25 protein-coding genes are annotated in these 24,294 nt (G+C 51.6%); 14 read left to right on the top strand and 11 right to left on the bottom strand.

Going from position 1 to position 24,294, the window contains the following annotated elements; all coding sequences use genetic code 11:
• Positions 1 to 243: 243 nt before the first annotated feature.
• The 3 genes from NLX71_RS19825 to NLX71_RS26680 all read right to left on the bottom strand — a co-directional run bounded on the left by NLX71_RS19825 (position 244) and on the right by NLX71_RS26680 (position 1,111).
• A complete protein-coding gene (locus NLX71_RS19825) occupies positions 244 to 621 on the bottom strand; it encodes a hypothetical protein (RefSeq protein ID WP_254365497.1) in 378 nt (125 codons plus the stop codon).
• A gap of 90 nt (positions 622 to 711) precedes the next feature.
• Positions 712 to 951, bottom strand: coding sequence for a hypothetical protein (locus tag NLX71_RS19820; RefSeq protein ID WP_254365496.1), 240 nt, complete (start codon positions 949 to 951; stop codon positions 712 to 714).
• Between the two features lie 25 nt (positions 952 to 976).
• A complete protein-coding gene (locus NLX71_RS26680) occupies positions 977 to 1,111 on the bottom strand; it encodes a hypothetical protein (protein ID WP_302058354.1) in 135 nt (44 codons plus the stop codon).
• Between the two features lie 295 nt (positions 1,112 to 1,406).
• Between NLX71_RS26680 and NLX71_RS19815 the strand changes: the two genes are divergently transcribed.
• The 3 genes from NLX71_RS19815 to NLX71_RS26675 all read left to right on the top strand — a co-directional run bounded on the left by NLX71_RS19815 (position 1,407) and on the right by NLX71_RS26675 (position 2,732).
• Positions 1,407 to 2,171, top strand: a complete 765-nt coding sequence (locus NLX71_RS19815) for a hypothetical protein (RefSeq protein WP_254365495.1) — start codon at positions 1,407 to 1,409, stop codon at positions 2,169 to 2,171.
• A 197-nt stretch (positions 2,172 to 2,368) separates the two neighbouring features.
• The gene (locus tag NLX71_RS19810) at positions 2,369 to 2,557 is read left to right on the top strand and encodes a hypothetical protein (RefSeq protein WP_254365494.1); all 189 of its coding nucleotides are present in this window, start codon (positions 2,369 to 2,371) and stop codon (positions 2,555 to 2,557) included.
• Between the two features lie 40 nt (positions 2,558 to 2,597).
• Positions 2,598 to 2,732, top strand: a complete 135-nt coding sequence (locus NLX71_RS26675; RefSeq protein WP_302058353.1) for a hypothetical protein — start codon at positions 2,598 to 2,600, stop codon at positions 2,730 to 2,732.
• 130 nt (positions 2,733 to 2,862) lie between these two features.
• On the opposite strand, the gene NLX71_RS19805 is transcribed toward NLX71_RS26675, so the two are convergent.
• From NLX71_RS19805 to NLX71_RS19785, 5 genes are read right to left on the bottom strand one after another with little or no spacing between them, the layout of a single operon-like run.
• Positions 2,863 to 4,077 (bottom strand): M24 family metallopeptidase, encoded by a 1,215-nt coding sequence (locus NLX71_RS19805; RefSeq protein ID WP_254365493.1) that lies wholly within the window; start codon positions 4,075 to 4,077, stop codon positions 2,863 to 2,865.
• A gap of 27 nt (positions 4,078 to 4,104) precedes the next feature.
• Positions 4,105 to 4,863, bottom strand: coding sequence for an amino acid ABC transporter ATP-binding protein (locus tag NLX71_RS19800; protein ID WP_254365492.1), 759 nt, complete (start codon positions 4,861 to 4,863; stop codon positions 4,105 to 4,107).
• Positions 4,864 to 4,878: 15 nt separating this feature from the next.
• Positions 4,879 to 5,523 carry an amino acid ABC transporter permease gene (locus NLX71_RS19795; RefSeq protein ID WP_254365491.1) on the bottom strand — a complete coding sequence of 215 codons (645 nt, stop codon included), beginning with the start codon at positions 5,521 to 5,523 and terminating at the stop codon, positions 4,879 to 4,881.
• 27 nt (positions 5,524 to 5,550) lie between these two features.
• A complete protein-coding gene (locus NLX71_RS19790; protein ID WP_254365490.1) occupies positions 5,551 to 6,411 on the bottom strand; it encodes a transporter substrate-binding domain-containing protein in 861 nt (286 codons plus the stop codon).
• 40 nt (positions 6,412 to 6,451) lie between these two features.
• Positions 6,452 to 7,033, bottom strand: a complete 582-nt coding sequence (locus NLX71_RS19785) for a TetR/AcrR family transcriptional regulator (protein WP_254365489.1) — start codon at positions 7,031 to 7,033, stop codon at positions 6,452 to 6,454.
• 563 nt (positions 7,034 to 7,596) lie between these two features.
• Here NLX71_RS19785 and NLX71_RS19780 point away from each other — a divergent pair.
• The 5 genes from NLX71_RS19780 to NLX71_RS19760 all read left to right on the top strand — a co-directional run bounded on the left by NLX71_RS19780 (position 7,597) and on the right by NLX71_RS19760 (position 15,458).
• Positions 7,597 to 11,208, top strand: coding sequence for a polymorphic toxin-type HINT domain-containing protein (locus NLX71_RS19780; RefSeq protein WP_254365488.1), 3,612 nt, complete (start codon positions 7,597 to 7,599; stop codon positions 11,206 to 11,208).
• Between the two features lie 19 nt (positions 11,209 to 11,227).
• Complete coding sequence (locus NLX71_RS19775) at positions 11,228 to 11,500, top strand: hypothetical protein (RefSeq protein WP_254365487.1); 273 nt, start codon at positions 11,228 to 11,230, stop codon at positions 11,498 to 11,500.
• 278 nt (positions 11,501 to 11,778) lie between these two features.
• Positions 11,779 to 12,441, top strand: a complete 663-nt coding sequence (locus NLX71_RS19770) for a DUF3885 domain-containing protein (RefSeq protein ID WP_254365486.1) — start codon at positions 11,779 to 11,781, stop codon at positions 12,439 to 12,441.
• 178 nt (positions 12,442 to 12,619) lie between these two features.
• Entirely contained in the window at positions 12,620 to 14,395 is a 1,776-nt protein-coding gene (locus NLX71_RS19765) for a glycoside hydrolase family 35 protein (protein ID WP_254365485.1), read from the top strand.
• Positions 14,396 to 14,555: 160 nt separating this feature from the next.
• Complete coding sequence (locus NLX71_RS19760; protein ID WP_254365484.1) at positions 14,556 to 15,458, top strand: AraC family transcriptional regulator; 903 nt, start codon at positions 14,556 to 14,558, stop codon at positions 15,456 to 15,458.
• A gap of 64 nt (positions 15,459 to 15,522) precedes the next feature.
• Here the strand turns inward: NLX71_RS19760 and NLX71_RS19755 are convergent, their stop codons facing one another.
• The 3 genes from NLX71_RS19755 to NLX71_RS19745 all read right to left on the bottom strand — a co-directional run bounded on the left by NLX71_RS19755 (position 15,523) and on the right by NLX71_RS19745 (position 17,890).
• Positions 15,523 to 16,521 (bottom strand): NAD-dependent epimerase/dehydratase family protein, encoded by a 999-nt coding sequence (locus NLX71_RS19755; protein ID WP_254365483.1) that lies wholly within the window; start codon positions 16,519 to 16,521, stop codon positions 15,523 to 15,525.
• 287 nt (positions 16,522 to 16,808) lie between these two features.
• Entirely contained in the window at positions 16,809 to 17,054 is a 246-nt protein-coding gene (locus NLX71_RS19750) for a hypothetical protein (protein WP_254365482.1), read from the bottom strand.
• Positions 17,051 to 17,890 carry a polysaccharide deacetylase family protein gene (locus tag NLX71_RS19745; RefSeq protein ID WP_254365481.1) on the bottom strand — a complete coding sequence of 280 codons (840 nt, stop codon included), beginning with the start codon at positions 17,888 to 17,890 and terminating at the stop codon, positions 17,051 to 17,053. The genes NLX71_RS19750 and NLX71_RS19745 overlap by 4 nt, the downstream gene beginning before the upstream one ends.
• A gap of 259 nt (positions 17,891 to 18,149) precedes the next feature.
• Between NLX71_RS19745 and NLX71_RS19740 the strand changes: the two genes are divergently transcribed.
• The 6 genes from NLX71_RS19740 to NLX71_RS19715 all read left to right on the top strand — a co-directional run bounded on the left by NLX71_RS19740 (position 18,150) and on the right by NLX71_RS19715 (position 24,220).
• Positions 18,150 to 18,863: a YqeB family protein gene (locus tag NLX71_RS19740; protein ID WP_254365480.1), complete on the top strand. Its 714-nt coding sequence runs from the start codon at positions 18,150 to 18,152 to the stop codon at positions 18,861 to 18,863.
• Between the two features lie 235 nt (positions 18,864 to 19,098).
• Positions 19,099 to 20,115: an alpha/beta hydrolase family protein gene (locus tag NLX71_RS19735; RefSeq protein ID WP_254365479.1), complete on the top strand. Its 1,017-nt coding sequence runs from the start codon at positions 19,099 to 19,101 to the stop codon at positions 20,113 to 20,115.
• 346 nt (positions 20,116 to 20,461) lie between these two features.
• A complete protein-coding gene (locus NLX71_RS19730; protein WP_254365478.1) occupies positions 20,462 to 21,175 on the top strand; it encodes a YqeB family protein in 714 nt (237 codons plus the stop codon).
• A 142-nt stretch (positions 21,176 to 21,317) separates the two neighbouring features.
• Positions 21,318 to 22,328, top strand: a complete 1,011-nt coding sequence (locus tag NLX71_RS19725) for an alpha/beta hydrolase family protein (protein ID WP_254365477.1) — start codon at positions 21,318 to 21,320, stop codon at positions 22,326 to 22,328.
• 366 nt (positions 22,329 to 22,694) lie between these two features.
• On the top strand, positions 22,695 to 23,408 hold the full coding sequence (locus NLX71_RS19720; protein WP_254365476.1) for a YqeB family protein: 714 nt from the start codon (positions 22,695 to 22,697) through the stop codon (positions 23,406 to 23,408).
• Between the two features lie 221 nt (positions 23,409 to 23,629).
• On the top strand, positions 23,630 to 24,220 hold the full coding sequence (locus NLX71_RS19715; protein ID WP_254365475.1) for a TetR/AcrR family transcriptional regulator: 591 nt from the start codon (positions 23,630 to 23,632) through the stop codon (positions 24,218 to 24,220).
• Positions 24,221 to 24,294 lie beyond the last annotated feature (74 nt).

The following is a 24,294-nucleotide window of genomic DNA, read 5'->3' as shown; positions in this document are numbered from 1 at the left end:
AAGGTTTTAAGACCATTAATGTTAGAAAGATCGTCGACAATAGATTTCAAATAAAAATGAAGGTTGATACAATTCGAAATGAAAAGAAAGTTGCATATCAAGATACAATTATTTTGGAACGAGAGAATGACTCATGGGTGATGGAAAAGTATGAAAGCACTAGTGATAGGGATTGGCCTAAATTACCATGAGCGCAAGCCTGTGCTAATTGCGTGATGACTGGTTGACGTTCCTCAGAACGGCTTAACCAGCATCAAGTACAGCACAATCAGCAGGATGATGATGACCAACGTGCCGAACACATCCCATGTGCTGGAAGCTTTCCGATACGCTGCGGTAAAGCGCGCCTTCCGTTTCGGCAACGACGCTTTGCTTCATCATTTTCCGTTGGGTGGGAATGAGGAGAATGTCCCAGATTAAGCCGCTTAGCAAATACGCAGGATCGCTGTAAATGTACTTCGGTCTTAACTCGAAGGGGTATTTGGCTTTGGCAACCGGCTCCGGCATCAGGGCGAACCCTTGGGAAGACGGGTAGACAGGGCGTACTCCGGCAAGCACTTTGTAGTAGCTTCCGCCGATGCCGCTTGATAAGCGCTCTAGAGGGTCGAGGTTGCGTATCAAAAAAATCCTCCGGACGCATTCCATACCAAAAAAAGCTTCATCTAACGATGCCGGGCATCGCCAGATGAAGCTTTCTCTTGTTTGCTGCGCTTATTGTGCTTCCTCCGCCTCTTCGTCCATCCCGACCGCCGCGTCGAAGACGGATTCCCCGGGGACGTTGGTTATTTCCTCTTTCGCCCGAACCTGCCGCTTGATGTTCTCGTAAAAGCTCTGAAACGACTGATCAAGCTGAGCTTCGCGGTTCGGATCGTCATTGACGTCGGAATCGACTTCCAGGCTTCGGATATCTCCTGCGCTTTCGTCTGCCGTTTTGTTGTGATCGGGGGTCATGGCGCATTTCCTTTCCTTCCAGCGGTCACTTGTTGTTTAAGTTTCTCAGCACTTGGGCCGGCATTTCTTTGCGGTCTTCCTCGGCTTTCTTCTTTTTGCTTTTATCGTCCGGGTTCGCCGAATTGTATCGGGCCGCGTCCATCCCGTCCATAATATTCATGGGAAATCCCTCCTTTACGGATATCATGGCTTTTGCCGGCCGATTTTATTCCGAGGGCCCGCGGGCGAAAGTCGCGCACTTAGAGTCTGGAACTTCCTCAGCAACGAAATTCAAAACAAGCCGATGCTTGCCCGTTGAGAGGCAGCATTCGACTTGTTTTTTTCCATTTTCAGCATTTATTCAGCTTTCGCTCAACGAACGCTCAGCCCAAACTAAGGTTCCATTAATGTACAGCTCCTATACTTCAAAGTGTAAGTGAAACACAAATTCCAACTCAAAGGAGACATGAAACCGCATGAAAACAATCGGAAAAAAATTGATGGCAGGAACTATCGCAGCAGGCTTTCTTCTCGGAGGGGCCGGATTATATTACTCTCAAGCGTATGCGGCAACGACTAGCACGGAAAGCGGCACAACCGCAGATAGCGCGCAGCACGGACATGGGAAGTTCGGCAAGGGCGGCTTTGACAAGAAAGGCTTCGGTCGGGAAGGGCAGGGCTTCCGCGGCGGCGTGAACATTCTGAAAGAAACGGCAACGCTGCTTAACCTGGATGAGAAAACACTGATGGACGAGCTGAAGCAGAACAAAACGCTGGCGCAAGTCGCGCAGGAAAAAGCGGGCTTGACGGAAGATGCTCTCATCCAAAAGCTGACCGACGCCGAAACGAAGGCGATTGACGATGCGGTGAGCGCGGGCAAGATCACGCAGGATCAAGCGGACAAGCGTAAATCCGGTCTGGCAGACCACTTGAAGCAAGCCGTGACCGCGACGAAATCGCAAGGTCAGCACGGCGAAAAAGGCGAAAGAGGAGCTTTCGGGATGATGGGCAATCCCGAGAATCTGACGAAGATTTTGGGTATTAGCCAGCAGGAGCTCAAGGACGCGATGAAAGCAGGCAAATCGCTGGCCGAAATCGCGCAGGAGAAAGGCATTAGCCGCGACGAGCTCATCAGCCAAATCAAATCGAATTTGGACGAGGCGATCGGCAAATTCGTAGACCGCAAGCCTGGACAACGTCCGGCTGCGCCTTCCGCAGACTCAGCTAACAGCCAAGGCTAAGGGGAACATTATGGAAAAAAATCTGTCTCTTTCTACAGAGGCAGGTTTTTTTGCGTTTGAGTAGGCAACTCTTTTTTGCGAACTTTAACCATATAGTGGCAAGATGATTTGGATGTATTTTGAAAAATAGGTTTAGATTTCAATGGGGAACAGGAGTAGATGGTTTTGAAAAAGGTTATGCTCCGCCGAACGAATCCATGTATAAAAACTTCGACAAGCTGCCTAAAGGTTTTTTGATGACCTTCGATTCGATTATTAACGAGGAGATGGAGAAGCTATTAAAAGGTAAGGACACGGCGGAAACGGCCTTGCAACAGATCGAAGCCCGTTCGCAAGCCGAACTGGATAAAAAAACGGATGAAATTCCGGTTGATCCGAAAAGATAGCTTTGGTAGTATCGTGTAAATTGGGAGAGGGGGACTTACGATGAACTATCCGGTTTTCAAGGAAGGAGCAACGATTGGAAGACGGCAAAGGGACGGTCAAGCAATTCTTTCATTCATAGCCCATAAACGAGAAAAAGGTCAAATGGACAGCGTGAACGTATCTGGAGCTTGTTAAGAACTGAAATAGAGAAACATACGGAAGTAGATACCCCACCCCCTCGTACACCTCTATACTTCAGTTGACCTCTTTCCCAACAAGCTCAAGACAACGTAAATGCGTCTTTTTGACCTTTTTCTTTTTCCATCTACAGCGTAATCAAATCCCGCGACAGCTTGTTCAGCCGCTCGCAGCCGTTGTCCGTCACCAGCACCATGTCCTCGATCATGATCGAGCCGACACCGTAGCCGTAGTACGGCGTCTCCAGACAAATGACCATGCCCGGCCGGAAGACGGTTTCCTCCGACGGGCTCAGGAACGGGGCTTCCTCGGCCGCGAGACTCAGTCCCGCGCTGTGCCCCAGATGTCCCCGGTTGTAATTCGGGAGGCCCGAGCGGCGGATCAGCGGCATCACTTCGTCAAAAGCGCGCTTCATCGGCAGCCCTGGCTCGATCAGCTCCAGCAGCCGGTCGTGTCCGGCCCGCAGTGCGCCGTAGATGCGCTTCACCATATCCGACGGCGTGCCGAGCACGAACGTGCGCGCAATGTCCGAGCCGTAGCCGGCCACGTCGACGCCGACATCGAATTTGATCAGATCGCCCGGCTGGCCGGGACGCGTGTCGAATATATGCGTAGGCGCAAAATGCGCCCCGACCGAAATCATATGGAAGCGGGAGGACGAGCCGTCGGCATGCGTCAGCAACGCGAGCCGGAAGGCGTCGGCAATCTCGGCGGCCGAGCTGCCGACCCGGATTCCCTTGATCGTTTCGGCGATGCCGATTTCGGCGTATTCGCAGCTCTTGCGCAGCTGCACGATTTCCCAAGGCGTCTTGAGCGCGCGCAGCTCGGTCAGGATCGCTCCCGCTTCCGTGAATTCCAAGCCCGGGACGGCTTCGCGCAGCGCACTCACGGCAGGATACCGCATGGAGTTCAGCTCCACGGCCACCCTGCCGCCGCCAATTCCGTGTTCGGCCAGCACCTGCCCGAGCAGCCCAAACATCTCCTGCACCTGATGGTTCACGGGCCGTCGCCCCTCGTAATTCCCGCCGCGCAGCCCGAGCGGATCGTCGACGTCGACCCAGGTCGGGTACGTGCGCAGCTCGCATCCAGGCAAATCCGTCGGAACGCCCGCGGCTTCAAATTCGTTCATGATGATCACCGTGCGGCGGCTCGGGTCGCGGAACATCACGGCCAGCGCGACTTCGTTCATACGCAGCGTGTACATAAACGTGCTGGGGTGGCCGGACAAATAGTAGAAATTTTCACAGCTTGACGCCACGAGCGCTTTCACATTTTCCTTCTCCATGATCGCCCGCGCCCGCGCCGCGACGTTCTTCAAATGCTCTGCTTTGCTCGGAACCACAATGTCCACTCCTTCCAATCTTCCTCGTTACTCCGTCTCCGGCGCACCTTCGATTTGCCGCAAAAACTTGCGGGCCCGCTCCGTCTGCGGCTGGACGAAAAACTGCTCCGGCGCGCCCTCTTCCTGAATTTTGCCGTCGCTCATAAAAATAACCCGGTTCGCCGCTTCCCGCGCAAACTTCATCTCATGGGTGACGACGATCATCGTCATACCTTCCGCGGCAAGCTGCTTCATGACGGACAGCACCTCGCCCGTCAATTCGGGATCGAGCGCGGATGTCGGCTCGTCGAACAGCATCATCTGCGGCTGCATGGCGAGAGCCCGGGCAATCGCGACCCGCTGCTGCTGGCCGCCGGACAGCCGGGAAGGATATTCGTTCTTCTTATTTAACAGCCCCACCTTGGCGAGCAGTGATTCTCCGATCTCCACGGCCTGCGCCCGGCTCAGCTTTTTAACAATCGTGGGAGCCATAATGATGTTCTCCAAGGCGGTCATATGGGGGAACAAATTGAACGACTGGAACACCATGCCGGTTAACGTACGGATGTGCCGGATCGCCTGCTTTTTGCTTGCATCGTCTATGGAGGCGTCCCATGCCGCATCGCCCACCCGAATCGAGCCTGCGTCAGGCTCCTCCAGCCCGTTCAGACAGCGGAGCAGCGTGCTTTTGCCGGAGCCGCTCGGGCCGACCAAGACCACGATTTCGCGGGAGCGAATATGTAGATTGATGTCGCGGAAGACGACCAGATCGCCGAAGCTTTTGCCGAGTTGGTTTACCTCGATCATGCAGATCACACTCCCTTAATAAGCTTTTGACAAACGAGATTCGATGCGGTCTAAAATGTACGAAAAGGACATGCTCATCACCCAATACATGAGAGCAATGGCGATATAAAACGGCATGGCGACATAATACTGCGCAATCAGCAGTTGGGCGGAGCGCAGCAGCTCGGTCACGGTAACGACAGACACGAGCGACGTCTCCTTCAGCATCCCGATGAACGTATTGCCCATCGGCGGGATCGCCACGCGGGCCGCCTGCGGCAGCACGACCCGCCGCATTGTCTGCCATGGGGTCAAGCCCAGCGACAGGGCTGCTTCCGTCTGCCCTTTGGGCACGGACAAAATCGCGCCGCGGAACGTCTCGGACAAGTAGGCGCCGATGTTGATACTAAGAGAAATAAAGGCCGCTGTGAGCGGCCCGAGCGTAATCCCGTAGTCGGGTAGTCCGTAATAGATGATGAAGATCTGTACCAGAATCGGGGTTCCGCGAATGATGGACACGTAACCTTTGGCCAGATTACTTATGAGCCAATTTCCTTTGAGACGGGCGATGGCGACGATCATCCCGATGATCAGTCCGAAGAACATCGAGACGATCGTGATCAGCAGCGTATAATACGCCCCCGTCAATAGAAATTGGAAGTTCTGTAAAACCAGTTCCATGCCGTGCATCCTCCCGGTCCGCGCTGATTAGAAGTTCGGGTCTACGCCAAACCATTTTTGGAAAATCTCTTTGAACGTGCCGTCGGTCTTCATCTCGGCCAGCGCTTTATTGATCGCGTCGAGCAGCTCCGGGTTGTTCTTGCGGATGGCGACACCGGCAAAATCCTCTTTAATCGGGTCTCCGACCGCTTTGACCTTGAATTGGTTTTTCTCGATCAGCGGCTTGATGGCGAATACGTTATTGATTGTCGCGTCGATGCGGCCGACGTTCAGGTCCTTCAGCGAGGTGATGACATCGTTATACGTAGCGATTTCGAACGTGCCGACCTTCGGCATGGCGACGTCGCGCAAATATTTCTCGTCGTTCGTGCCGAGCCCGACGCCGATCTTTTTGCCTTTGAAGTCTTCGAGCTTTTGGATCGTCGTGTTGTCGCTCTTGACGATAACGTTCACGGCGTTTTTCACGTAAGGTGTAGAGAAGTCCATCGTTTTCTTACGGTCCTCGGTGATCGTGACCTGGCTTACGAGCGCGTCGTATTTATCCTTTTGCAGCCCTTCGATCAGCCCGGAAAACTCGCCGGTGATGAATTCGACTTGAACGCCCAGACGTTTGGCTACTGCCTTGGCAACGTCCGCATCGAAGCCGTCAATCTCGTGCTTGTCGTTCAGGAAGTTGTACGGGGCGTAGGTGCCCATGAGTCCGACTCGGATTTTGCCGGCTTTCTTGATTTGCTCAAGCGAGTTAGCGGCGGTTGTCGTTTCGGCCGGTTTCTTGCCGGCGTTCGCATCCGGTGCTGGGGCAGGCTTGCTTCCGCATCCCGCGAGCGCGATCGCAAGAACGCTCAGCAGCGAAGCGGATTTAAACCATTTGCTTAATTTGATAGACATAACAATTGCCTCCTTATGGTCTTCGTAGATGGATTATAGGTTATCCGAGCAAGCCTCGGAATTCGAACTTGGCGGTTTCTTCGGCGATATCCGACGGTGAATACGTGGATTGAAAATTGACGTCGTGCATAGGTCCGAACAGCCATTTGGACAGCACGCCGGTAATTAAACAGACGAGAATGTTGGCCCGCAGCGACAAGTCGTTCGTCCGCGGCAGCATTCCGAGCTCGATGGCCCGCTGAATGTTGCTTTTGAACGCTTCCTCGAACGCGATCCAGGTCTGCGAGACGGCTTCCCGCACCGGCGGGTCCGCGCCCTGGCCTTTCATGAGCAGCAGAGCCATCAGATCCCGGTTCCGGTCGGCGAAGGCGAACAGATCCGTAAGCAGCCGCGCGGACGAGCTCATCATGTCGTCTACCGTGCCCGCGTGCTTGCGGTAGCCTTGCTCAATGACTTGGATCAGCCGCTCTTTGCCGCCTTCGATTAACTCCAGCGCGAGCTGCTCTTTGCTTTGAAAATGCCAGTAGAACGTGCCTTGCGACACCCCCGAGGCTTTGACCACGTCGGAAATTTTGGTGCCGTGATATCCCTTGCGGGCAAATAAGTCCAGTGCCGCGGCCATCAGCTGCTGACGGCGGTTCTGATCTTGCTCCGGTAAAGCAGGCAGCTTCCATCGCCCCTCTCCACTTAACTGACGAGTCAGTTAATGTTAATTCCGATGGGATTACTATACTTTAAAGAATGCCCCCATGTCAAGCAATGATGTGCGAAACTTGTCGAAAATTGGAGGATGATTGTTTCTAGGATATCCCAAGGAAAGAAAAGTTATCCAAATATTGGGGCGGATTGTGTGCATTTTTTTACAATAGGGAAGGGAAAAGGGGGATCAAGTGTACATTTACCATGGCAAAAATAGGAGATTAGTAGCATTTCGAATTTCGAGATGGATGTTTAATATAATACTGACCCGCAGGTCAGGAAACGGTATACAGCTATGACGACAAAGGCCGCATTCTCACGGCAACGGAGCAAGGCACCCGGACATTCAGCAATACGTACGACAGCCAGGGCCGGATCATTGCGCAGCAGGATGCCGTAGCCGGGCATCGCGCTACGAAGTTCGAGTATGTCGAGAAGGACGGCACCCTCGTTACGGCGGTTACCGATCGTGAAGGCAGCGTCAACGTGTTGACCCACGATAAGAACTACCAGCTGCTTGGCGTTCGGGATGCGCTCGGTCAGGAAACGAGCTACACCTATGACAGCGAAGGCAACCGGACGCAGGTGACGGATGCGGAACGCAAGACGGATACGTTTGCGTATGACGGCAGGGGGAACCTGCTTAGCGTGACGGACGCATCCGGTCAGAAAGTAACCATGACCTACGATGACGACAGCAACTTGCTCACGGTCACCAATCCGCAGAACGAGCAGATCGTCAGCCATTATGATGCCAAAGGCCGATTGATCGGGGTAGCCGATCCGGAAGGTCATCTAACGACCTATACGTATGATACGAACGGGTTAATGACTCAAGCAACCGATGCTTTGTCCAGGCAAACGACCTACGGCTACACCAATGGTTTGCTTACTTCCGTAACCAATCAGGAAGGCAATAAGGTCACTTACTCTTACGATGCCGCCGGTCGCGTCGTCGGGATCAAGGGAAATGACGGCAAAGAGACCGTGCTGACCTATAATGCGAACGACCTGGTGCTCAGCGTCACGGACCCGGCAGGACAGACGGTTTCGTACACGTACGATCCGATGGGGAACCCGTTGACGGAAACAGATGCCAAAGGAAACGTGACGCAGTATTTCTACGACGGCAACGGAAATCTTACCAGCGTGAAAAATGCGCTGAACCAAGAAACCCGCTTCGAGTACGATGGCGAAGGCCGCTTGGTGAAAGAAACGAATGCACTCGGTCACAGCAATCTGTACGCCTACGATGCGAAGGGCCGACCGGTGCGGTCGACCAATGCGCTTGGCGAATCCACCCGCTATGAATACGACGTCAAGGATCGAATGATAGCCGTCTATGATGCGATGAATCGTAAAATCAGGTCGGTGGAGTTCGATGCGAAGGGCAATCCGGTCACCATCACGGACGCTTTGAACCGCAAAGTCACACAGCAGTTCGATGCATTAAACCGGCTAACCCAGTGGACCGATCCGAAAGGACGCCAGACGCAGCTCGCCTACGATAAGTTAAACCGTCTGGTCGAGGTTACCGACGCCAAGCAAGGGAAAGCCGCGCAAATTTTTGACGCGGTCAGCCAAATTACCGGCGTTGCCGACCCGAATCGCAATGAAACGAAGTACGTCTATGATAAAGCAGGGCGGCTGCTCAGCGAGACGAATGCCGCGGGCCATGCTCATACCTATGCTTACGATGCGAACGGACGGCTTGAACAAGAGACGAACGGACGCGGACAAGCTACGGCTTACCGTTACGACCAAGCCGGAAGGCTCGACCGGTTTACCGATCCCGAAGGGTCTGCGACATACACGTACGATGCGAACGGCAACATCACGGCCGTTACGGATCAGTCGGGAAAAACGGCTACCCGGGAATACGATAAACTGGATCGGGTGATCAAGTATACGGATACCGATGGGAATGTGCTGCAATACGGCTATAACGAAATCGGCCAGTTGACGACATTGACCTATCCCGATGGGAAAAAAGTAACTTATACGTACGATGCCGCCGGCCGCATGAAGGAAGTGACAGACTGGGCGGGACGCAAAACCGCGTACGGATACGATGCGAACGGCCGCCTTCTGACCACCACCCGCCCGGACGGCAGCGTGGAGACCCGGGACTATGACGCAGCCGGTCAGTTGATGAAGCTGTGGGACCGCGCCGCGGGCGGCAGCTATATCAGCCAATATCAATTTGGATACGATGAAGCGGGCAACGTCATTCAAGAGCGCAATGAAGCTGCGAGCCTCCGAGCGCAAGGAGTCACGGCGGCTGTGTATGGACGAAGCGCGGCAGGAACGGTCACCTCGGCAACATATGCTTCCATGACGAGTCTTTCTGGTTCGGTTCCGGGAAATATCGCCATGACGTATACGTCGGATAACCGCCTTGCGACGTTTAACGGAAACCCTGTCACCTACGATCCGAATGGGAACATGATTGGGGGTCCACTCGGCGGGACGATGCAGGAATATCGTTACGATGCGCGCAACCGGTTGATTGCGGCAGGCGGAGTAAGCTACGCTTATAATGCCGAGAACCAGCGCATTGCCGTGACTTCGGGCGGACAGACCACGCGGTATGTTGTGAACCCGAACGCTTGGCTGCCGCAGGTGCTGATGGAGAAGGACGACCAAGGAAAGGCCAAGGCTTACTATGTCTACGGTCTGGGACTGCTCGGCCGGGAAGAAGCGTCGGGTGAATACCGGACGTATCATTACGACCGCCGCGGCAGTACGATCGCCTTGACCGACGCCAAGGGACAAGTGACGGATCGTTACACGTACGGCCCGTACGGGGAAACGTTGAAGCACGAAGGGAACACAGACAACCCGTTCCAATACAACGGACGCGACGGGGTCATGACGGACCCGAATGGCTTGTACTACATGAGAGCCCGATATTACCAGCCGGAGATCAAACGTTTCGTCAACCGCGACGTCGTGACCGGAACGATCTCCGAGGCTTCGACGCTAAACCGGTACGCTTATGTCAACGGCAATCCGGTCTCCTATGTGGACCCGTTCGGCCTGAGCCGGGATGGCGATTCGTCGTTCCTCTTGCAGGGAGGCAACTTCCTCGTCGATGCAGTACCGTGGGTAGGCACGCTCAAAGGCTTCCAGCAAGCGTTCCTGGGCACCAACTTCGTAACTGGTGAACGCTTGTCTACAGGAGACCGCTGGGCGGAAGGTATCGGCAGTGCGCTGAGCCTGATCCCGATTCCGGGATTGAAGCATGCGGGCAAGTATGCGACCAAAGGCGTCATCGCCGTGGAGAAGCAGCTTGAGCGTTTGTTTATGGGGCCATGGATGAAAAAAGCGGAAAATACCGCTAAGAAGCTGGTCAACGGGTGCAACTGCTTTACCGCCGGGACGAAGGTTCTCACGGATAAAGGGGAGAAACCTATCGAGGAAATCGAGGTAGGGGATAAGGTTCTCGCTAAGTCTGATGAAACCGGAGCAGTGGCGTATAAAGAGGTTTCGGCTACGTTTAACCATGAGACGGATGAGATTTACAAAATCCACGTGGGCGGCCAAACGATTGAAGCAACCTTTAATCATCCGTTCTATGTAAAAAACAAAGGATGGACGTTCGTCAAAGACCTCAAACCCGGTGACTTGCTTGTTCAGAGCGATGGGAATACACTCAGTGTAGACAGCATTGAACTTGAACAGAAGCACGTCACAGTTTACAACATGACAGTTGATGAGTTCCATACGTACTTTGTCAGTGACCTTGGGATTTGGGTGCATAATACGAATTGTTATAGTGGTTTTAGAAATTTTGATAACCATTATGACAAACATGTTCTTGGTAAAAGCGGAGGTGCGAGGGAATATGGAGATGACTTTACAAAACACGATTATTATAATTTTGCTTATGACTTAGCAACATCAAAAGTCGATGGAGTAAATATTATTGAAAGATATCAGGGAAGTTCAAAGGTGATTTTTAATAGAGGCAATAACGATATGGTATTTGTCCATAGTGATGGTACGATAGGGAGTCTTTATAAACCTAAATTTGGAAGTAGTGACCCAAATGCTGGTTACAATTATTTCATGAGGATTACAACAGCCAATCCATAAAGAGTAAGAGGATGTCATTATGAGTAAATATATTTGTGCAGTCTGTGGTTATAATGAATTGAGTTATCCTCAATGGGATAAAGATGGTTTTCCAACTTATGAAATATGTAGTTGTTGTGGGTTTGAGTCTGGGTTTGATGATGATGCAAAGGACAATCCAGAGTCAATTGAAGAATATAGGATTAGGTGGCTAAGTAAGGGGGCTAACTGGTTTAGCTCGTCAAAACCAAAACCTTTGAATTGGAACTTAGCAGTTCAGCTAAAAAGAATCAATGTGGATATTTCTATGTAGCATGATGTGACCTTGGGGGACAATCCTCAAGGTTTTTTCTTTATCCCTACCCATTGCCGAATAAATCGGGCGGCCGAAGATAACTAAACATAACCCTCATCTTCCCCGTATGATATTCCCCTAATATGCCTGTACTCACATGCAATGCTTGAAAAATATATTAAAAGTATAATATTACTGTTGGCGGCGAAGTCATAACTACTAAAACTGAATTAGTGATATGGTGGAGGGGGAATGTCCCCCCTTTCCGTCATATACAAATCATGGGCGGTGAATGAATGGGTTATAATAATCAGTTAGATGAGTTTATATCCAGTAAATTTCCTGGTCTTCAATTAAAAAGCCCCCTTTTTTACAGTTCTGAAATTGCTATTAGATTTGAACTAGGGGGCAATCTTAATGAGCAAAGTAGGGTCGAAAGAGTAATTCATAGGGCATTGTCCATATTTAACGAACTGAATCAGCCAACTGATGACGTATATTTAACAGTTTTTGTTGATAGTTGGGGTGAAAATCCGGTCGCTTCTTTTGAGAAGGATGTTTATGAACTATTTCTGGCGTATGCGTCTGGAGTCAGAAAAGAAGATATTGATAAGCTAGAGCAAGAATTTCGCTATAAAGACCCGGATGAAAATGACGACGATACTGTTACGTTACGATATTGCACAAAGGTTAAAGCGAAAGATTTGAAGGTGGAAGAATTATTGGGTGCAATTGCAAATCGAGAAATGGGATACGAGCCGCATATTGTTGGAGATATCTTTTTGGTCAATGAAACGAAAAAATCCATATTTTATGTCTACGATGACAGAGGTATGGATGTTGTAGCAGATGATACAAAGACGTTAAGAGTAGTTTATGACAAATATAATAACTGGATATTAGATTATGACCGAAGTCGAATAGATAAAATATTTCTTGATAATCCTTGTGGGGGATAATTCCCTCCAAGGATTTTTTTGTATCCCACCCAGCTGCAAGAATATCTGTTTCCTTTCCAGCCCTACACTACCCGACCAACGGAAAAAAAGGTCAAATAATCGGACGCTTTGGCTATTCGGTATTGTCTGCGGACGTTCTAAGATAAAGGGAAATACCGAATGCAGAAAGGGTGCTCTTATGGCGACGTTTGATGTGCAAAACGGGCAATTTTGTCTGGACGGGAAACCGATCCGTCTTGTTTCCGGCGCGATTCATTATTTCCGGGTGGTGCCCGAGTATTGGCGGGATCGCCTGCTTAAGCTGAAAGCCTGCTGCTTCAATACTGTAGAAACGTATATTCCTTGGAATCTTCACGAGCCAAAGCCGGGTCAGTTCCGTTTTGACGGACTGGCGGACGTGGTTCGTTTTGTTGAGATTGCCGGCGAGGTCGGTCTGCACGTGATCGTGCGGCCGAGCCCGTACATTTGCGCGGAGTGGGAATTCGGCGGGCTGCCGGCCTGGCTGCTCGCCGATCCGGGCATGCGGGTGCGCTGCATGCACCGGCCGTATCTTGACCGCGTCGACGCGTACTATGACGTGTTGCTTCCGCTGCTCAAGCCGCTGCTGTGCACGAACGGCGGCCCGATTATCGCGATGCAGGTTGAAAACGAGTACGGTAGCTACGGGAACGACCGGGCGTACCTGGTTTATTTGAAGGATGCGATGCTGCAGCGGGGAATGGACGTGCTGCTGTTCACCTCCGACGGGCCGGAGCACTTCATGCTGCAGGGCGGCATGATTCCCGGCGTGCTGGAGACGGTGAACTTCGGGTCCCGGGCGGAGGAAGCGTTCGAGATGCTGCGGAAATACCAGCCGGACGGACCAATCATGTGCATGGAATATTGGAACGGCTGGTTCGACCATTGGGGCGAGCAACACCATACGCGGGATGCGAAGGACGTAGCGGACGTATTCGACGATATGCTCCGTCTTGGCGCTTCGGTCAATTTCTACATGTTCCACGGCGGAACGAACTTCGGCTATATGAGCGGAGCGAACTGTCCACAGCGCGATCATTACGAGCCGACGATCACCAGCTACGATTACGATGTGCCGCTAAACGAATCCGGCGAGCCGACGGATAAGTTTTACGCGGTGCGGGAAACGCTGTCCCGCTACGTGGAGCTGCCGCCGCTGGAGCTGCCGCGGCCGATTCCGAAGGCCGCCTACGGAAGCGTGCCGGTTCGCGAAGCGGCTTCGCTGTTCGGGCAACTGGACAGCCTGTCGGATGCGGTCCGCCGTACTTGCCCGGAGCCGATGGAAGCGGTCGGACAAAACGACGGGTTCATCCTGTACGAAACGTTCATCACGGGGCCGCGGGAGGAACGGGAGCTCGTGCTGCAGGATTGCCGCGACCGGGCGCTGGTTTATGTGAACGACGAGTTCTTGGGCGTGATCGAGCGGTGGGACCCGAGCAAGAAGGTGGCTTTTGCCGTGCCGGAGGGTGGAGCGACGCTGCGCATTTTGGTCGAAAATATGGGCCGCATCAACTACGGACCGTTCATGCTCGACCGCAAAGGCATTACGGAAGGCGTGCGCCACGGCAACCAGTTCCTGTTCGGCTGGAATATCTATCCGCTGCCGCTGGAGGACGTAGCTTCGGTCAGCTTTGACGGGAAGGAAGCGGAGCCGGGATACCCGGGCTTTTACCGCGCGGTGCTGCCGATCGAGGGACAGCCGGCGGATACGTTCCTGCGCTTGGATGGCTGGGACAAAGGCATCGTGTTCGTCAACGGCTTCCATCTGGGACGTTACTGGAAGCGCGGGCCGCAGCAGACGCTGTATATTCCTGCGCCGCTGCTGCGGCAAGGCGAGAACGAGATCGTCGTGTTCGAGCTTCATGGAACAGAGAAGCGAGAGCTGACGTTCACGGACCGGCCAGAGCTCGGACCGGTATCGCAGGTAACGGTATAATAAGGTACTATGAAGCTGGTGTCGACCTGTTTAAAAGGTTGGCGCCGTTTTTTTATAGTTTGTGGAGATCTTGGATGCCGGCAACGAGATGACGCCAGCCTGCGAAACGTGTTACATTGGGGGAAAGCGTGGATTTGGCCAGAAGGGAGCTGTCACTGGCATGGACCGTTTATACCATTTTCCTAATATGACACAGACGCTGCAGGTGACCGGCTGTCACTTCGGCATCAAGCCGCCGGGTTGGCGGTACCCGCGGCATCATCATCATTTGTACGAATTGATCTGCTGCCTGGAGGGCGAATCGGTGCACGAAATTAACCGGACTTCCTTGTTACTTCGTCCAGGGGATTGGCTGCTGATCAAATCGGGCATCCGTCACGAATCCGCGGCAGCCGCAACCTCGCATTACCGGTTCTTCAACGTGCATTTCGACTTGGACGACGCGGAGGTGCGGAGCGTGCTGGGGGCTGCGCCTTTTTCCCATATTCCGTCCGGATCTGCGAACTGCGGGAAGCTTTCATTCTATGTTCAGGAATTGGAAGACATGATGCGGCAGTACGTCGCTCCCGATACGGATGGGGACATGCCTTGGCGCGAGGAGCTGAACCCCCGGTTCGAGGACCGGCTGCTGCTGCAAGCGTACACGCTTCTCATCGTTCGGGATGTGCTTGCGTTAATCCGGGAGCGGGATGCGAACGCCGGTCAAGCTTCGTCCAAAGAGGCTACTTTATTCGCAATCGATGTGGCTCATGCGATCGAGGAGCGGCTGGCCGGAAGCTTTCGTGAAGAAGCGACGATTTCCGCCGTGGCAGAGGAGCTTCATCTGAGCCGCAGCCAATGCTCGAAGCTGTTCTCCAAGGTGTACGGCCTGTCGCCAAAACAGTACGTCAGCCGAAGAAAGCTGAGTCTGGCGAAGGAACTGCTGGTGACGACGAACCTGCCGATGGCGGAAATCGCCGAGCGGCTCGGGTTTCAATCCGCGAGCCATTTCTCCCGGCAATTCCGCCGATGGACCGGTCAAGCCCCGAGCGATTACAAGCCGAAGCACGATGGCTGCTCGTAGCCCCATGGCCGCATAGCCGATGAAAGAAGCGAACCGCCCGTCAGCTTGCAGCGGGTTGCGAAGGTCAAGGGCGAGGAGCGGCGGCATCCCTGCTATGCCACAGGCGGAGCAGCTCCGCCTCGCGGGCCGGGTCCAGTCCGGCTTCGCGCTTCTCCTCCGGCGGGCGGCTTCGATCCCATCCGAGAGTGTCGCGTACCGTATCGATTAACGGTCTGGTCGTTAGCCCAGAAGCAAAAGCCTTCGTATTGTCCATGGCGAACAAGCCGATCAAGCTGTCGCTTTGCAGCCAGAGAGGAAGCTCGATCCATTGGCCGACCTGCTGCTCTCTCAAGAACGGTTCGGTGACCCAGGTGAACTCGGCGGGACGGCTGCTGAACCGGGCGCAAACGTCGACAATCTGTTCCATCGTAAAGTCGCTGCCGCTGGCATGAAACGTGCCGACCGTCTGCTTCTCAACCAAAAGGATAATCCACGCGGCGAGGTCCCTGACGTCGATGACCTGAACACGTCCCTCTTTCGGCGGTACCAGCACTTCTCCCCCTTGTGCGATCCGATGGGGCCAGTACGTGAAGCGGTCCGAGTAATCGTACGGGCCGACGATCAGACCGGGCCGGATATGCAGCGCTCTGCCGGGCATGGCGGCTTCGATCGTTTTCTCGCAAAGCGCTTTGAGCGCGCCGTAATGCTGTGTCTCGTCCTCAGTGCTCTCATCGGAGAGAGTTGCGACAGGGGCGTCTTCCCCGATGTGTAACCGCGTTAGATCCTCATACACCGATGCGGACGAAATAAACGTATAATGTCCTACCCGGTCCTTCAGCAGTTCTACCGAGGAGCGTACGACGCGGGGAACAATGCCGCACGTGTCGATCACCGCATCCCAGGTTCTGCCGCGCAACAGCTCTAGCTCGCTTTCCCGGTCCCCTATAAGGTGCTCTGCTTCGGGAAATGCGTCTTGACTGTGCCGGCCGCGATGAAAGAGCGTCAACGTATGCCCCCGATCCAGCGCCGCCTCCGCCAAAGCCCTTCCCAGAAACCGGGTACCACCCAAGATTAGCAAGTTCATGAAGCCACCGCCTTTATGAAATTTTGTATTTACGTAAAAATATTTTATTACGTTATGTAATAGTTGTCAATGAAGTGCAATCTAGACTGCTGTTGGTTGACAAAAATGTTTTGAAGTGCCCAATAAAATTTTGAAGCGATGAGGTTTAGAAGTGAAATTTTCAAGAATCGTAAAGTCGTTTCTTAACCAATACCCAAACGTTTTTAAATTCTTCCGAGAACAGCCCCATTTTAGCGTCGTTAGGTAAGTTAAACCCCTATCAATGAAAGTAATACCTTCCTGGAATTTCACGGAATACGCTTCAAACATCGCGGTTTCGCCTTAAAACCCATCGCCAAAAACTGATTGATTTCCTTCATTTTTTCCTTTGTTTCTTGCGGAAATACATCGGGAACTTTTACTTTTGAAAAATCACTCGACGTTTTGCCGAATGCTTCTCCTGCGGATGAAAGCACAGGGACTAGGGAAAAAAGGAGCAGCACAGCGAAAACAATCATCTTCCCGCAGCTATGTATGGATTCCCCTATATTCATGTACCTGCCGGGAGATTTAGCAATTCGGGAATAGTAACCAACTTCACGCCGTCGTGTCGTAGTTTTTTAATGATTTCGGGCAGGGCTTGAACGGAGCCCGTCAAATCCTCTCCGGCTCCCCCCGCCGCGTGCTGAAGGATGATCGAACCCGGATGCACATGGGCCAAGACATTTGTCTTGACTTGTTCTGCATTTAATCCCTTCCAATCCAACGAATCAACATTCCAGTTTACAATCGTCTTATGCTGACTGGCCAGCCATTGAATTTGAGTTTCGCTAATATTTCCATAGGGGGGTCGAATAAATTTTGGTGTATACCCCGAAATTGAGCGAATGATATTGTCTGTTTTAACGACTTGGTTTCGGAAATCAACATCGCTTAGTTTTGGCAAATTCGCATGATTGTAGGAGTGGTTCCCCACAACATGGCCCTCATTAATCATTCTTTGGACAATTTCGGGATGGGCTTCGACCCGATTGCCGATGAGAAAAAACGTTGCCTTTACGCCTTCACTTTTTAAAATATCCAGCACTCTAGGGGTAAACTTGTCGTCGGGAACATCATCGAACGTTAGAGCGACTTCGCGTTTCGACGATGGGCCACTCAGTAAAAAAGTACTTTTATACTTGGCGTGCAAATCGGCTAATGAAAGCGGGTGAGGATTTCGGATTGCTCCCTCCGGCCCATCAAGCAAATCCGGTGTTTGGGAAGTTTTTATATTGTTGTACGCTGTCCCTTTCGGCGTCGCTTGATGCGATACTTGGTTTGTCTTGTATTGGCCACAGCCCGAACATACCAACAAAGCGAATATAGGGATGATCCAAATGGCTTTCATAAATTTTGATAACTCCTCACCTAATGTAATCTGAAATTCAAGTGGTATCCTTCCCTTCATTATTTTGGGGTATGCTTTGAAACCATTCCCAATTTTTGGTTTCGTTTATATGCTACGCCGCCGCGATTTCTGGGGCTGCTTTAAATCTGTTATTTGCAAATGTTAGTTTTTGTGATACTATTGACTTACCGTTAGGTAAATAAGAGGTGTAGCGATCCGAATCCGCCATCTCTTGAATCATCTTAGGAGGTCATATCATATGAGTGCATCGCGGCCGTCGTCCCAAAAACCGACCGTAATCGGCTTTCCCTTTATTATTCGTGCCCTGATTTTTATAGGGTGTACCATCCTCGGTATTGCGCTCGGGTACTTCATCCCGATGATCGCCCAGTGGGCTGCGACCTTGCCATGGATACCGTTTCAAGGGCCGCTTAAGCTAATTTCGTCCTTCTCGGGGGCGTGGGTGACCACCGTCGTCACTTCGATTCTTGGCCTGCTCGTCGGCCTCTGGTTCGCCGAAGAGGTGATCAAAGATACGCTGCGTGTAGTGGTCTCTGGCGAAATGATCCGGCTGGAAAAAGACGGGGGCGGTCAAGAGCTCAGTTTCGAAAATATCAGCATGGTTTTCCTTGACGGCAAGCAGCTTGTGCTCCTTGGGCATGCGGGGCAGGAGCTTGCCCGTGAAAAATACGAATGGGCGAGCGAGCGTATAGTCAGCGCTTTAACGGCGCACGGGTATTCTTGGTCGCCCGACGGCGACCCGTACAAGGGGCAGTACCACCGCTGGGTGCAGGACACCCCCGATCTGCCGCCTGCGGTCAACGCGCTGTTGAAGGCGCGCGAAAAGGCGCTCAAGAAAGAGGACGGGCGCGAAGCCAAAGAGCTGCGCAGCGAGGCAGCCAAGCACGGCGTTGTTGTCCGTGACGAAGAGACGCGTCAATACTGGCGGTTGCAGGCTACAGAACCGCAATAAACTTGCAGAAATTTACTTCGGAAGGGCGGTGTATCATGAAGAATTTGTCCGATAAGCTCTAACCGTTTTCTTGCGCGTGTTTCGTTCCTTATCTTGCACGCGGACCGCCTCCTGCCACTTCGAACGAATTGATGTTGCTCGGATACGCGCTTGATACCGGAAATAGGCGATTTGTGAAAAAGAAAGTGACCATTTTATATTGATCAAATAGACACCTTTTGTAAGGAGAACGATGATGAAAAAGAAAATATTCATATCCATTCTAATTTTGTTACTTTTAGCAGTTGGTTCAGGGATTTATATTCTTGTACAACATAACTACGATATGGTCGAACAAGAAGTAGAGATCCAGACACCTCAAGGCAAGTTGACCGGTACTTTTGTATTACCTAAAGCTTATACTGGAAAATTAGGCCTCGTGTTATTTGTTCATGGCGACGGTCCTGTCGACTCCACTCTTGGTGGTGCCTATAAGCCCCTTTGGGAGCGGTTAGCTTCCATAGGCTATGCCTCTTTGTCTTTAAATAAACGAGGCATTAACGGTTCTGAAGGCAACTGGGAGCATCAAACCATCGACGATCGGGTAGTAGAAGCGAGGCAGGCGATTGAGTGGGCAAGGCAACAGTCTATGATTGACAAAAATCGGATTGGAGCTTGGGGAGCGAGCCAAGGAGGATGGGTTGTTCCGAAACTTGCCAAAGAAGAGCCGCTCGCATTTAGCCTTCTTTTAGCGCCTGGGATTAATTGGGTGCAACAGGGGCTATATCATTCGCGCGCAACGATGGAAAAGGATGGAAAACCCGAAGCTGAAGTTCAAGCGAAAATTGCATACGATCTTGAAGTGAACAAACTTTTAAAACAAAAAGCTCCGTATGAGGAATATTTAAAAATTGCTCGTAAGGATAGAATAATGACAGAAGACAGATGGGGATTTGCTGGCAAAAACTTTTTGTCGGATTCGACCAATGACTTACCGAATTTCAAGACACCCGTACTTCTAATGCTGGGAGCACACGATATCAACGTGGATTACAAAAATACGGAGGAAGTGTATCGCAAGATGGTAAAACCGGAGCTGCTAAACGTGGAAATTTACCCGGATGCCGAACATAGAGCGGTACACATCGAAACCTCAGATTCGGAACTACGGGCGATATGGCTTAGCTTATTCGCGCCTAGACAAATTACCGTACCCGCGTATAATGAATCCATTGAGCGGTTTCTTAAAAAACTTCCGCAACAACAATCCTAACAAGCTATCTGTTGTGTGCTGTGGTGCGCTAGCCGCACGATTGTAGGGTAACATCCCCCCTGAAAATGCCCGGTTCCGTATGTCCTACATGTCGGAGCCGGGCTTGTGTTTTTCTACGACAGCCAGATGGGATGTACAGAAGGTTTGCCGGCCGCGCATCTGGAAAACCAAATGATTTTGCCGGAGATGCTTTAAAGGCAGAGCGTCACCGCGATTTTGGGGCTGCTGTAAATCTGTTATTTGCAAATGTTAGTTTTTGTGATACTATTGACTTACCGTTAGGTAAATAAGAGGTGTAGCGATCTGAATCCACCATCTCTTGAATCATCTTAGGAGGTCATATCATATGAGTGTATCGCGGCCGTCGTCCCAAAAACCGACCGTAATCGGCTTTCCCTTTATTATTCGTGCCCTGATTTTTATAGGGTGTACCATCCTCGGTATTGCGCTTGGGTACTTCATCCCGATGATCGCCCAATGGGCTGCGACCTTGCCATGGATACCGTTTCAAGGGCCGCTTAAGCTAATTTCGTCCTTCTCGGGGGCGTGGGTGACCACCGTCGTCACTTCGATTCTTGGCCTGCTCGTCGGCCTCTGGTTCGCCGAAGAGGTGATCAAAGATACACTGCGTGTGGTGGTCTCTGGCGAAATGATCCGGCTGGAAAAAGACGGGGGCGGTCAAGAGCTCAGTTTCGAAAATATCAGCATGGTTTTCCTTGACGGCAAGCAGCTTGTGCTCCTTGGGCATGCGGGGCAGGAGCTTGCCCGTGAAAAATACGAATGGGCGAGCGAACGTATAGTCAGCGCCTTAACGGCGCACGGGTATGCTTGGTCGCCCGACGGCGACCCGTACAAGGGGCAGTACCACCGCTGGGTGCACGACACTCCCGATCTACCGCCTGCGGTCAACGCGCTGTTGAAGGCGCGCGAAAAGGCGCTCAAGAAAGAGGACGGGCGCGAGGCCAAAGAGCTGCGCAGTGAGGCAGCCAAGCACGGCGTCGTTGTCCGTGACGAAGAGACGCGTCAATACTGGCGGATGCAGGCTACAGAACCGCGATAGACTTGCGGAAATTTACTTCAGAAGGGCGGTGTATCATGAAGAATTTGCCCGATAAGCTCTAACCGTTTTCTTAAGCGTGTTTCGTTCCTTATCTGACCATTTTATTTTGATCAAATAGACAACTTATGTAAGGAGAACGATGATGAAAAAGAAAATATTCATTTCCATTCTTATTTTGATATTTTTAGTAGGTGGTTCAGGGATTTACATTCTTGCACAACATAACTACGACATGGTCGAACAAGATATAGAGATCCAGACACCTCAAGGCAAGTTGACCGGTACTTTCGTACTGCCTCAAAATTATACCGGGAAATTAGGACTCGTTTTATTTATTCATGGCGATGGTGCTATTAATTCCACTCATGATGATGGATATAAACCTCTCTGGGAGCATTTGGCTTCCATAGGCTATGCCTCTTTGTCTCTAAATAAACGCGGCCTTAACGGTTCTGAAGGCAACTGGGAGCATCAAACCATCGACGATCGGGTAGTAGAAGCGAGACAGGCGATTGCGTGGGCAAAGCAACAGCCTATGATTGACGAGAATCGGATTGGGGCTTGGGGAGCGAGCCAAGGAGGATGGGTTATTCCAAAACTCGCCAAAGAAGAGCCGATCGCATTTAGTATGCTTCTGGCACCCGCTATTAATTGGGTAAAGCAAGGATTATATCATTCCCGTGCAGAAATGGAGAAGCAAGGATATTCTGAAGCTGATATTCAAGCGAAAACGGCATACGATCTTGAAGTGAACAAACTTTTAAAACAAAAAGCTCCGTATGAGGAATATTTAAAAGTTGCTCGTAAGGATCGATTAATGTCAGAAGACAGGTGGATATTTGCCGGCAAAAACTTTTTGTCGGATGCGACCAATGACTTACCAAATTTCAAAACACCGGTACTTCTGATGCTGGGTGCACACGACATTAACGTGGATTACAAAGATACGGAAGAAGTGTATCGCAAGATAGTCAAACCGGAGCTGTTAACCGTGAAAGTTTTCCCGGATGCCGACCATGGCGCAATACACACCGATACCATTAATTCGGAACTAAAGTCGACATTGATTTTCTTATTCAACCCTAGACAAATTACCGTACCCGCTTATCATGATTCCATTGATCAGTTTCTTAAAAAAATTCCGCAACACTAATCCTAACAAACGATCTGTTGCGTACTGTGGTGCGCTAGCCGCACGATTGTAGGGTAACGTCCCCCCAGCTGAAAAAAGCCCGATCTACATGACCAACATGTCGGAGCCGGGCTTGTCTTTTTTTCTACGACAGCAAGGTGAAAGGACAAAGTTTTCCTGAGGTTTGCCGGCCGCGTATTTGGAAAACCGAATGATTTTGCCGGAGATGCTTTAAAGGCCGAGCGTCACCGCGATTTCTGGGGCTGCTGTAAATCCGTTATTTGCAAATGTTAGTGTTTGTGATATAATTGACCTACCGTTAGGTAAATAAGAGGTGTAGCGATCCTAATCCGCCATCTCTTGAGTCATCTTAGGAGGCAATATCACATGAATGCATCGCAGTCGTCGTCCCAAAAACCGATCGTAATCGGCTTTCCCTTTATTATCCGTGCCCTGATTTTTGTAGGGTGTACCATCCTCGGTATTGCGCTCGGGTACTTCATCCCGATGATCGCCCAGTGGGCTGCGACCTTGCCTTGGATACCGTTTCAAGGGCCGCTTAAGCTAATTTCGTCCTTCTCGGGGGCGTGGGTGACCACCGTCGTCACTTCGATTCTTGGCCTGCTCACCGGCCTCTGGTTCGCCGAAGAGGTGATCAAAGATACGTTGCGTGTGGTGGTCTCTGGAGAAACGATCCGGCTGGAAAAAGACGGAATCGTTCAAGAGCTCAGTTTCGAAAATATCAGCATGGTTTTCCTTGACGGCAAGCAGCTTGTGTTCCTTGGGCATGCCGGGCAGGAACTCGCCCGTGATAAATACGATTGGGCGAGTGAACGTATAGTCAGCGCTTTAACGGCGCACGGGTATGCTTGGTCGCCTGACGGCGACCCGTACAAGGGGCAGTACCACCGTTGGGTGCAGGACGCTCCCGATCTGCCGCCTGCGGTCAACGCGCTGTTGAAGGCACGTGAAAAAGCGCTCAAGAATGAGGAAGGGCGAGAAGCCAAAGAGCTGCGCAGCGAGGTAGCCAAGCACGGCGTCGTTGTCCGTGACGAAGAGACGCGTCAATACTGGCGAATGCAAGCTACAGAACCGCGATAGACCGTTCCGACCGAAGAAAATGCAGTTATGATCTGCCTCTTCGCCCCAACGCACATAATGGAAGAAGCAAACTATAAGTCGGTCTTCTTACCGAAGGAAGACTGACTTTTTCTCTAGTTCAAACTCAAAATCAGCACTTGACAGTTAGCCGGACATCCGAGTCGCATTCTAGGTAGCGGGGGCGTTCTTGAGACGTCGCCCGCCATAAAACGATTAATGGAGTGATTGTTATCAACGAAACCTACGTCAAAATTTTGCAAACCGCCTACCGGCTGTTCGCCGAGCATGGGATTGATAAAACAAGCCTGTCCATGATCGCCAAAGAAGTGGGGATCTCCAAGCCCGCGATCTACTATCACTTTCCTTCCAAAGATGTGCTGATCGATGTTCTCTTCGAGGAAATCAAGATGGAAATCGACTTTTCGAAATCCTTTTCCATCCAGGATTATATGAAAGACAACTTCGAAGCGAAGCTGCTGGCCGACGGCTATCGGATGATCGAGGAGCAGTGGCATGACGACTATTTCCCCCGCGTCATGAACGAATATATGATCAGGGGCTCCCGCAATGAACTGAAATACGTGCATCGACTTCATGAGGTTATCGAAGGATTCGCCAACGGATTCGAGGAACTGCTGACGCACGGCGCGAAGCTTGGCATCATCTCGGGCGAACGGATTACGGCCAAGGCGCATATGCTCACGATGGTCATCGACAACATTGGCAACTGTATGCTGATCGGCCTCAAGTTCAACTATAAGGAAATTTGGGAAGAGGCGGTCAAAGTGTGTCTCAGAGCGAAGGATAAGTAAAAAAGCCGCTCTCCAGACCTTATGGCTTTGGAGGGCGGTATGATTCATTAACCCAAGGGACCCTCCCGGTGCTG

The sequence above is a fragment of the Paenibacillus sp. MZ04-78.2 genome (assembly GCF_024213375.1).
GTDB lineage: Bacteria > Bacillota > Bacilli > Paenibacillales > NBRC-103111 > Paenibacillus_G.
Note: the sequence above shows the minus strand (reverse complement) of the source record. Positions and strands in the feature narration are given on the sequence as shown.

Bases quoted from the DNA above. Each gene is read 5' to 3' on its own strand.
- NLX71_RS19795 (WP_254365491.1), bottom strand. From the start codon at position 5,523: ATGGAACTGGTTTTACAGAACTTCCAATTTCTATTGACGGGGGCGTAT.
- NLX71_RS19775 (WP_254365487.1), top strand. From the start codon at position 11,228: ATGAGTAAATATATTTGTGCAGTCTGTGGTTATAATGAATTGAGTTAT.
- NLX71_RS19765 (WP_254365485.1), top strand. From the start codon at position 12,620: ATGGCGACGTTTGATGTGCAAAACGGGCAATTTTGTCTGGACGGGAAA.
- NLX71_RS19785 (WP_254365489.1), bottom strand. From the start codon at position 7,033: ATGGCCGCGGCACTGGACTTATTTGCCCGCAAGGGATATCACGGCACC.
- NLX71_RS19760 (WP_254365484.1), top strand. From the start codon at position 14,556: ATGGACCGTTTATACCATTTTCCTAATATGACACAGACGCTGCAGGTG.
- NLX71_RS19745 (WP_254365481.1), bottom strand. From the start codon at position 17,890: ATGAAAGCCATTTGGATCATCCCTATATTCGCTTTGTTGGTATGTTCG.
- NLX71_RS19790 (WP_254365490.1), bottom strand. From the start codon at position 6,411: ATGTCTATCAAATTAAGCAAATGGTTTAAATCCGCTTCGCTGCTGAGC.
- NLX71_RS19755 (WP_254365483.1), bottom strand. From the start codon at position 16,521: ATGAACTTGCTAATCTTGGGTGGTACCCGGTTTCTGGGAAGGGCTTTG.
- NLX71_RS19815 (WP_254365495.1), top strand. From the start codon at position 1,407: ATGAAAACAATCGGAAAAAAATTGATGGCAGGAACTATCGCAGCAGGC.
- NLX71_RS19725 (WP_254365477.1), top strand. From the start codon at position 21,318: ATGAAAAAGAAAATATTCATTTCCATTCTTATTTTGATATTTTTAGTA.
- NLX71_RS19770 (WP_254365486.1), top strand. From the start codon at position 11,779: ATGGGTTATAATAATCAGTTAGATGAGTTTATATCCAGTAAATTTCCT.
- NLX71_RS19730 (WP_254365478.1), top strand. From the start codon at position 20,462: ATGAGTGTATCGCGGCCGTCGTCCCAAAAACCGACCGTAATCGGCTTT.
- NLX71_RS26680 (WP_302058354.1), bottom strand. From the start codon at position 1,111: ATGAATATTATGGACGGGATGGACGCGGCCCGATACAATTCGGCGAAC.
- NLX71_RS19740 (WP_254365480.1), top strand. From the start codon at position 18,150: ATGAGTGCATCGCGGCCGTCGTCCCAAAAACCGACCGTAATCGGCTTT.
- NLX71_RS19820 (WP_254365496.1), bottom strand. From the start codon at position 951: ATGACCCCCGATCACAACAAAACGGCAGACGAAAGCGCAGGAGATATC.
- NLX71_RS19800 (WP_254365492.1), bottom strand. From the start codon at position 4,863: ATGATCGAGGTAAACCAACTCGGCAAAAGCTTCGGCGATCTGGTCGTC.
- NLX71_RS19735 (WP_254365479.1), top strand. From the start codon at position 19,099: ATGAAAAAGAAAATATTCATATCCATTCTAATTTTGTTACTTTTAGCA.
- NLX71_RS19810 (WP_254365494.1), top strand. From the start codon at position 2,369: ATGTATAAAAACTTCGACAAGCTGCCTAAAGGTTTTTTGATGACCTTC.
- NLX71_RS19750 (WP_254365482.1), bottom strand. From the start codon at position 17,054: ATGAATATAGGGGAATCCATACATAGCTGCGGGAAGATGATTGTTTTC.
- NLX71_RS19720 (WP_254365476.1), top strand. From the start codon at position 22,695: ATGAATGCATCGCAGTCGTCGTCCCAAAAACCGATCGTAATCGGCTTT.
- NLX71_RS26675 (WP_302058353.1), top strand. From the start codon at position 2,598: ATGAACTATCCGGTTTTCAAGGAAGGAGCAACGATTGGAAGACGGCAA.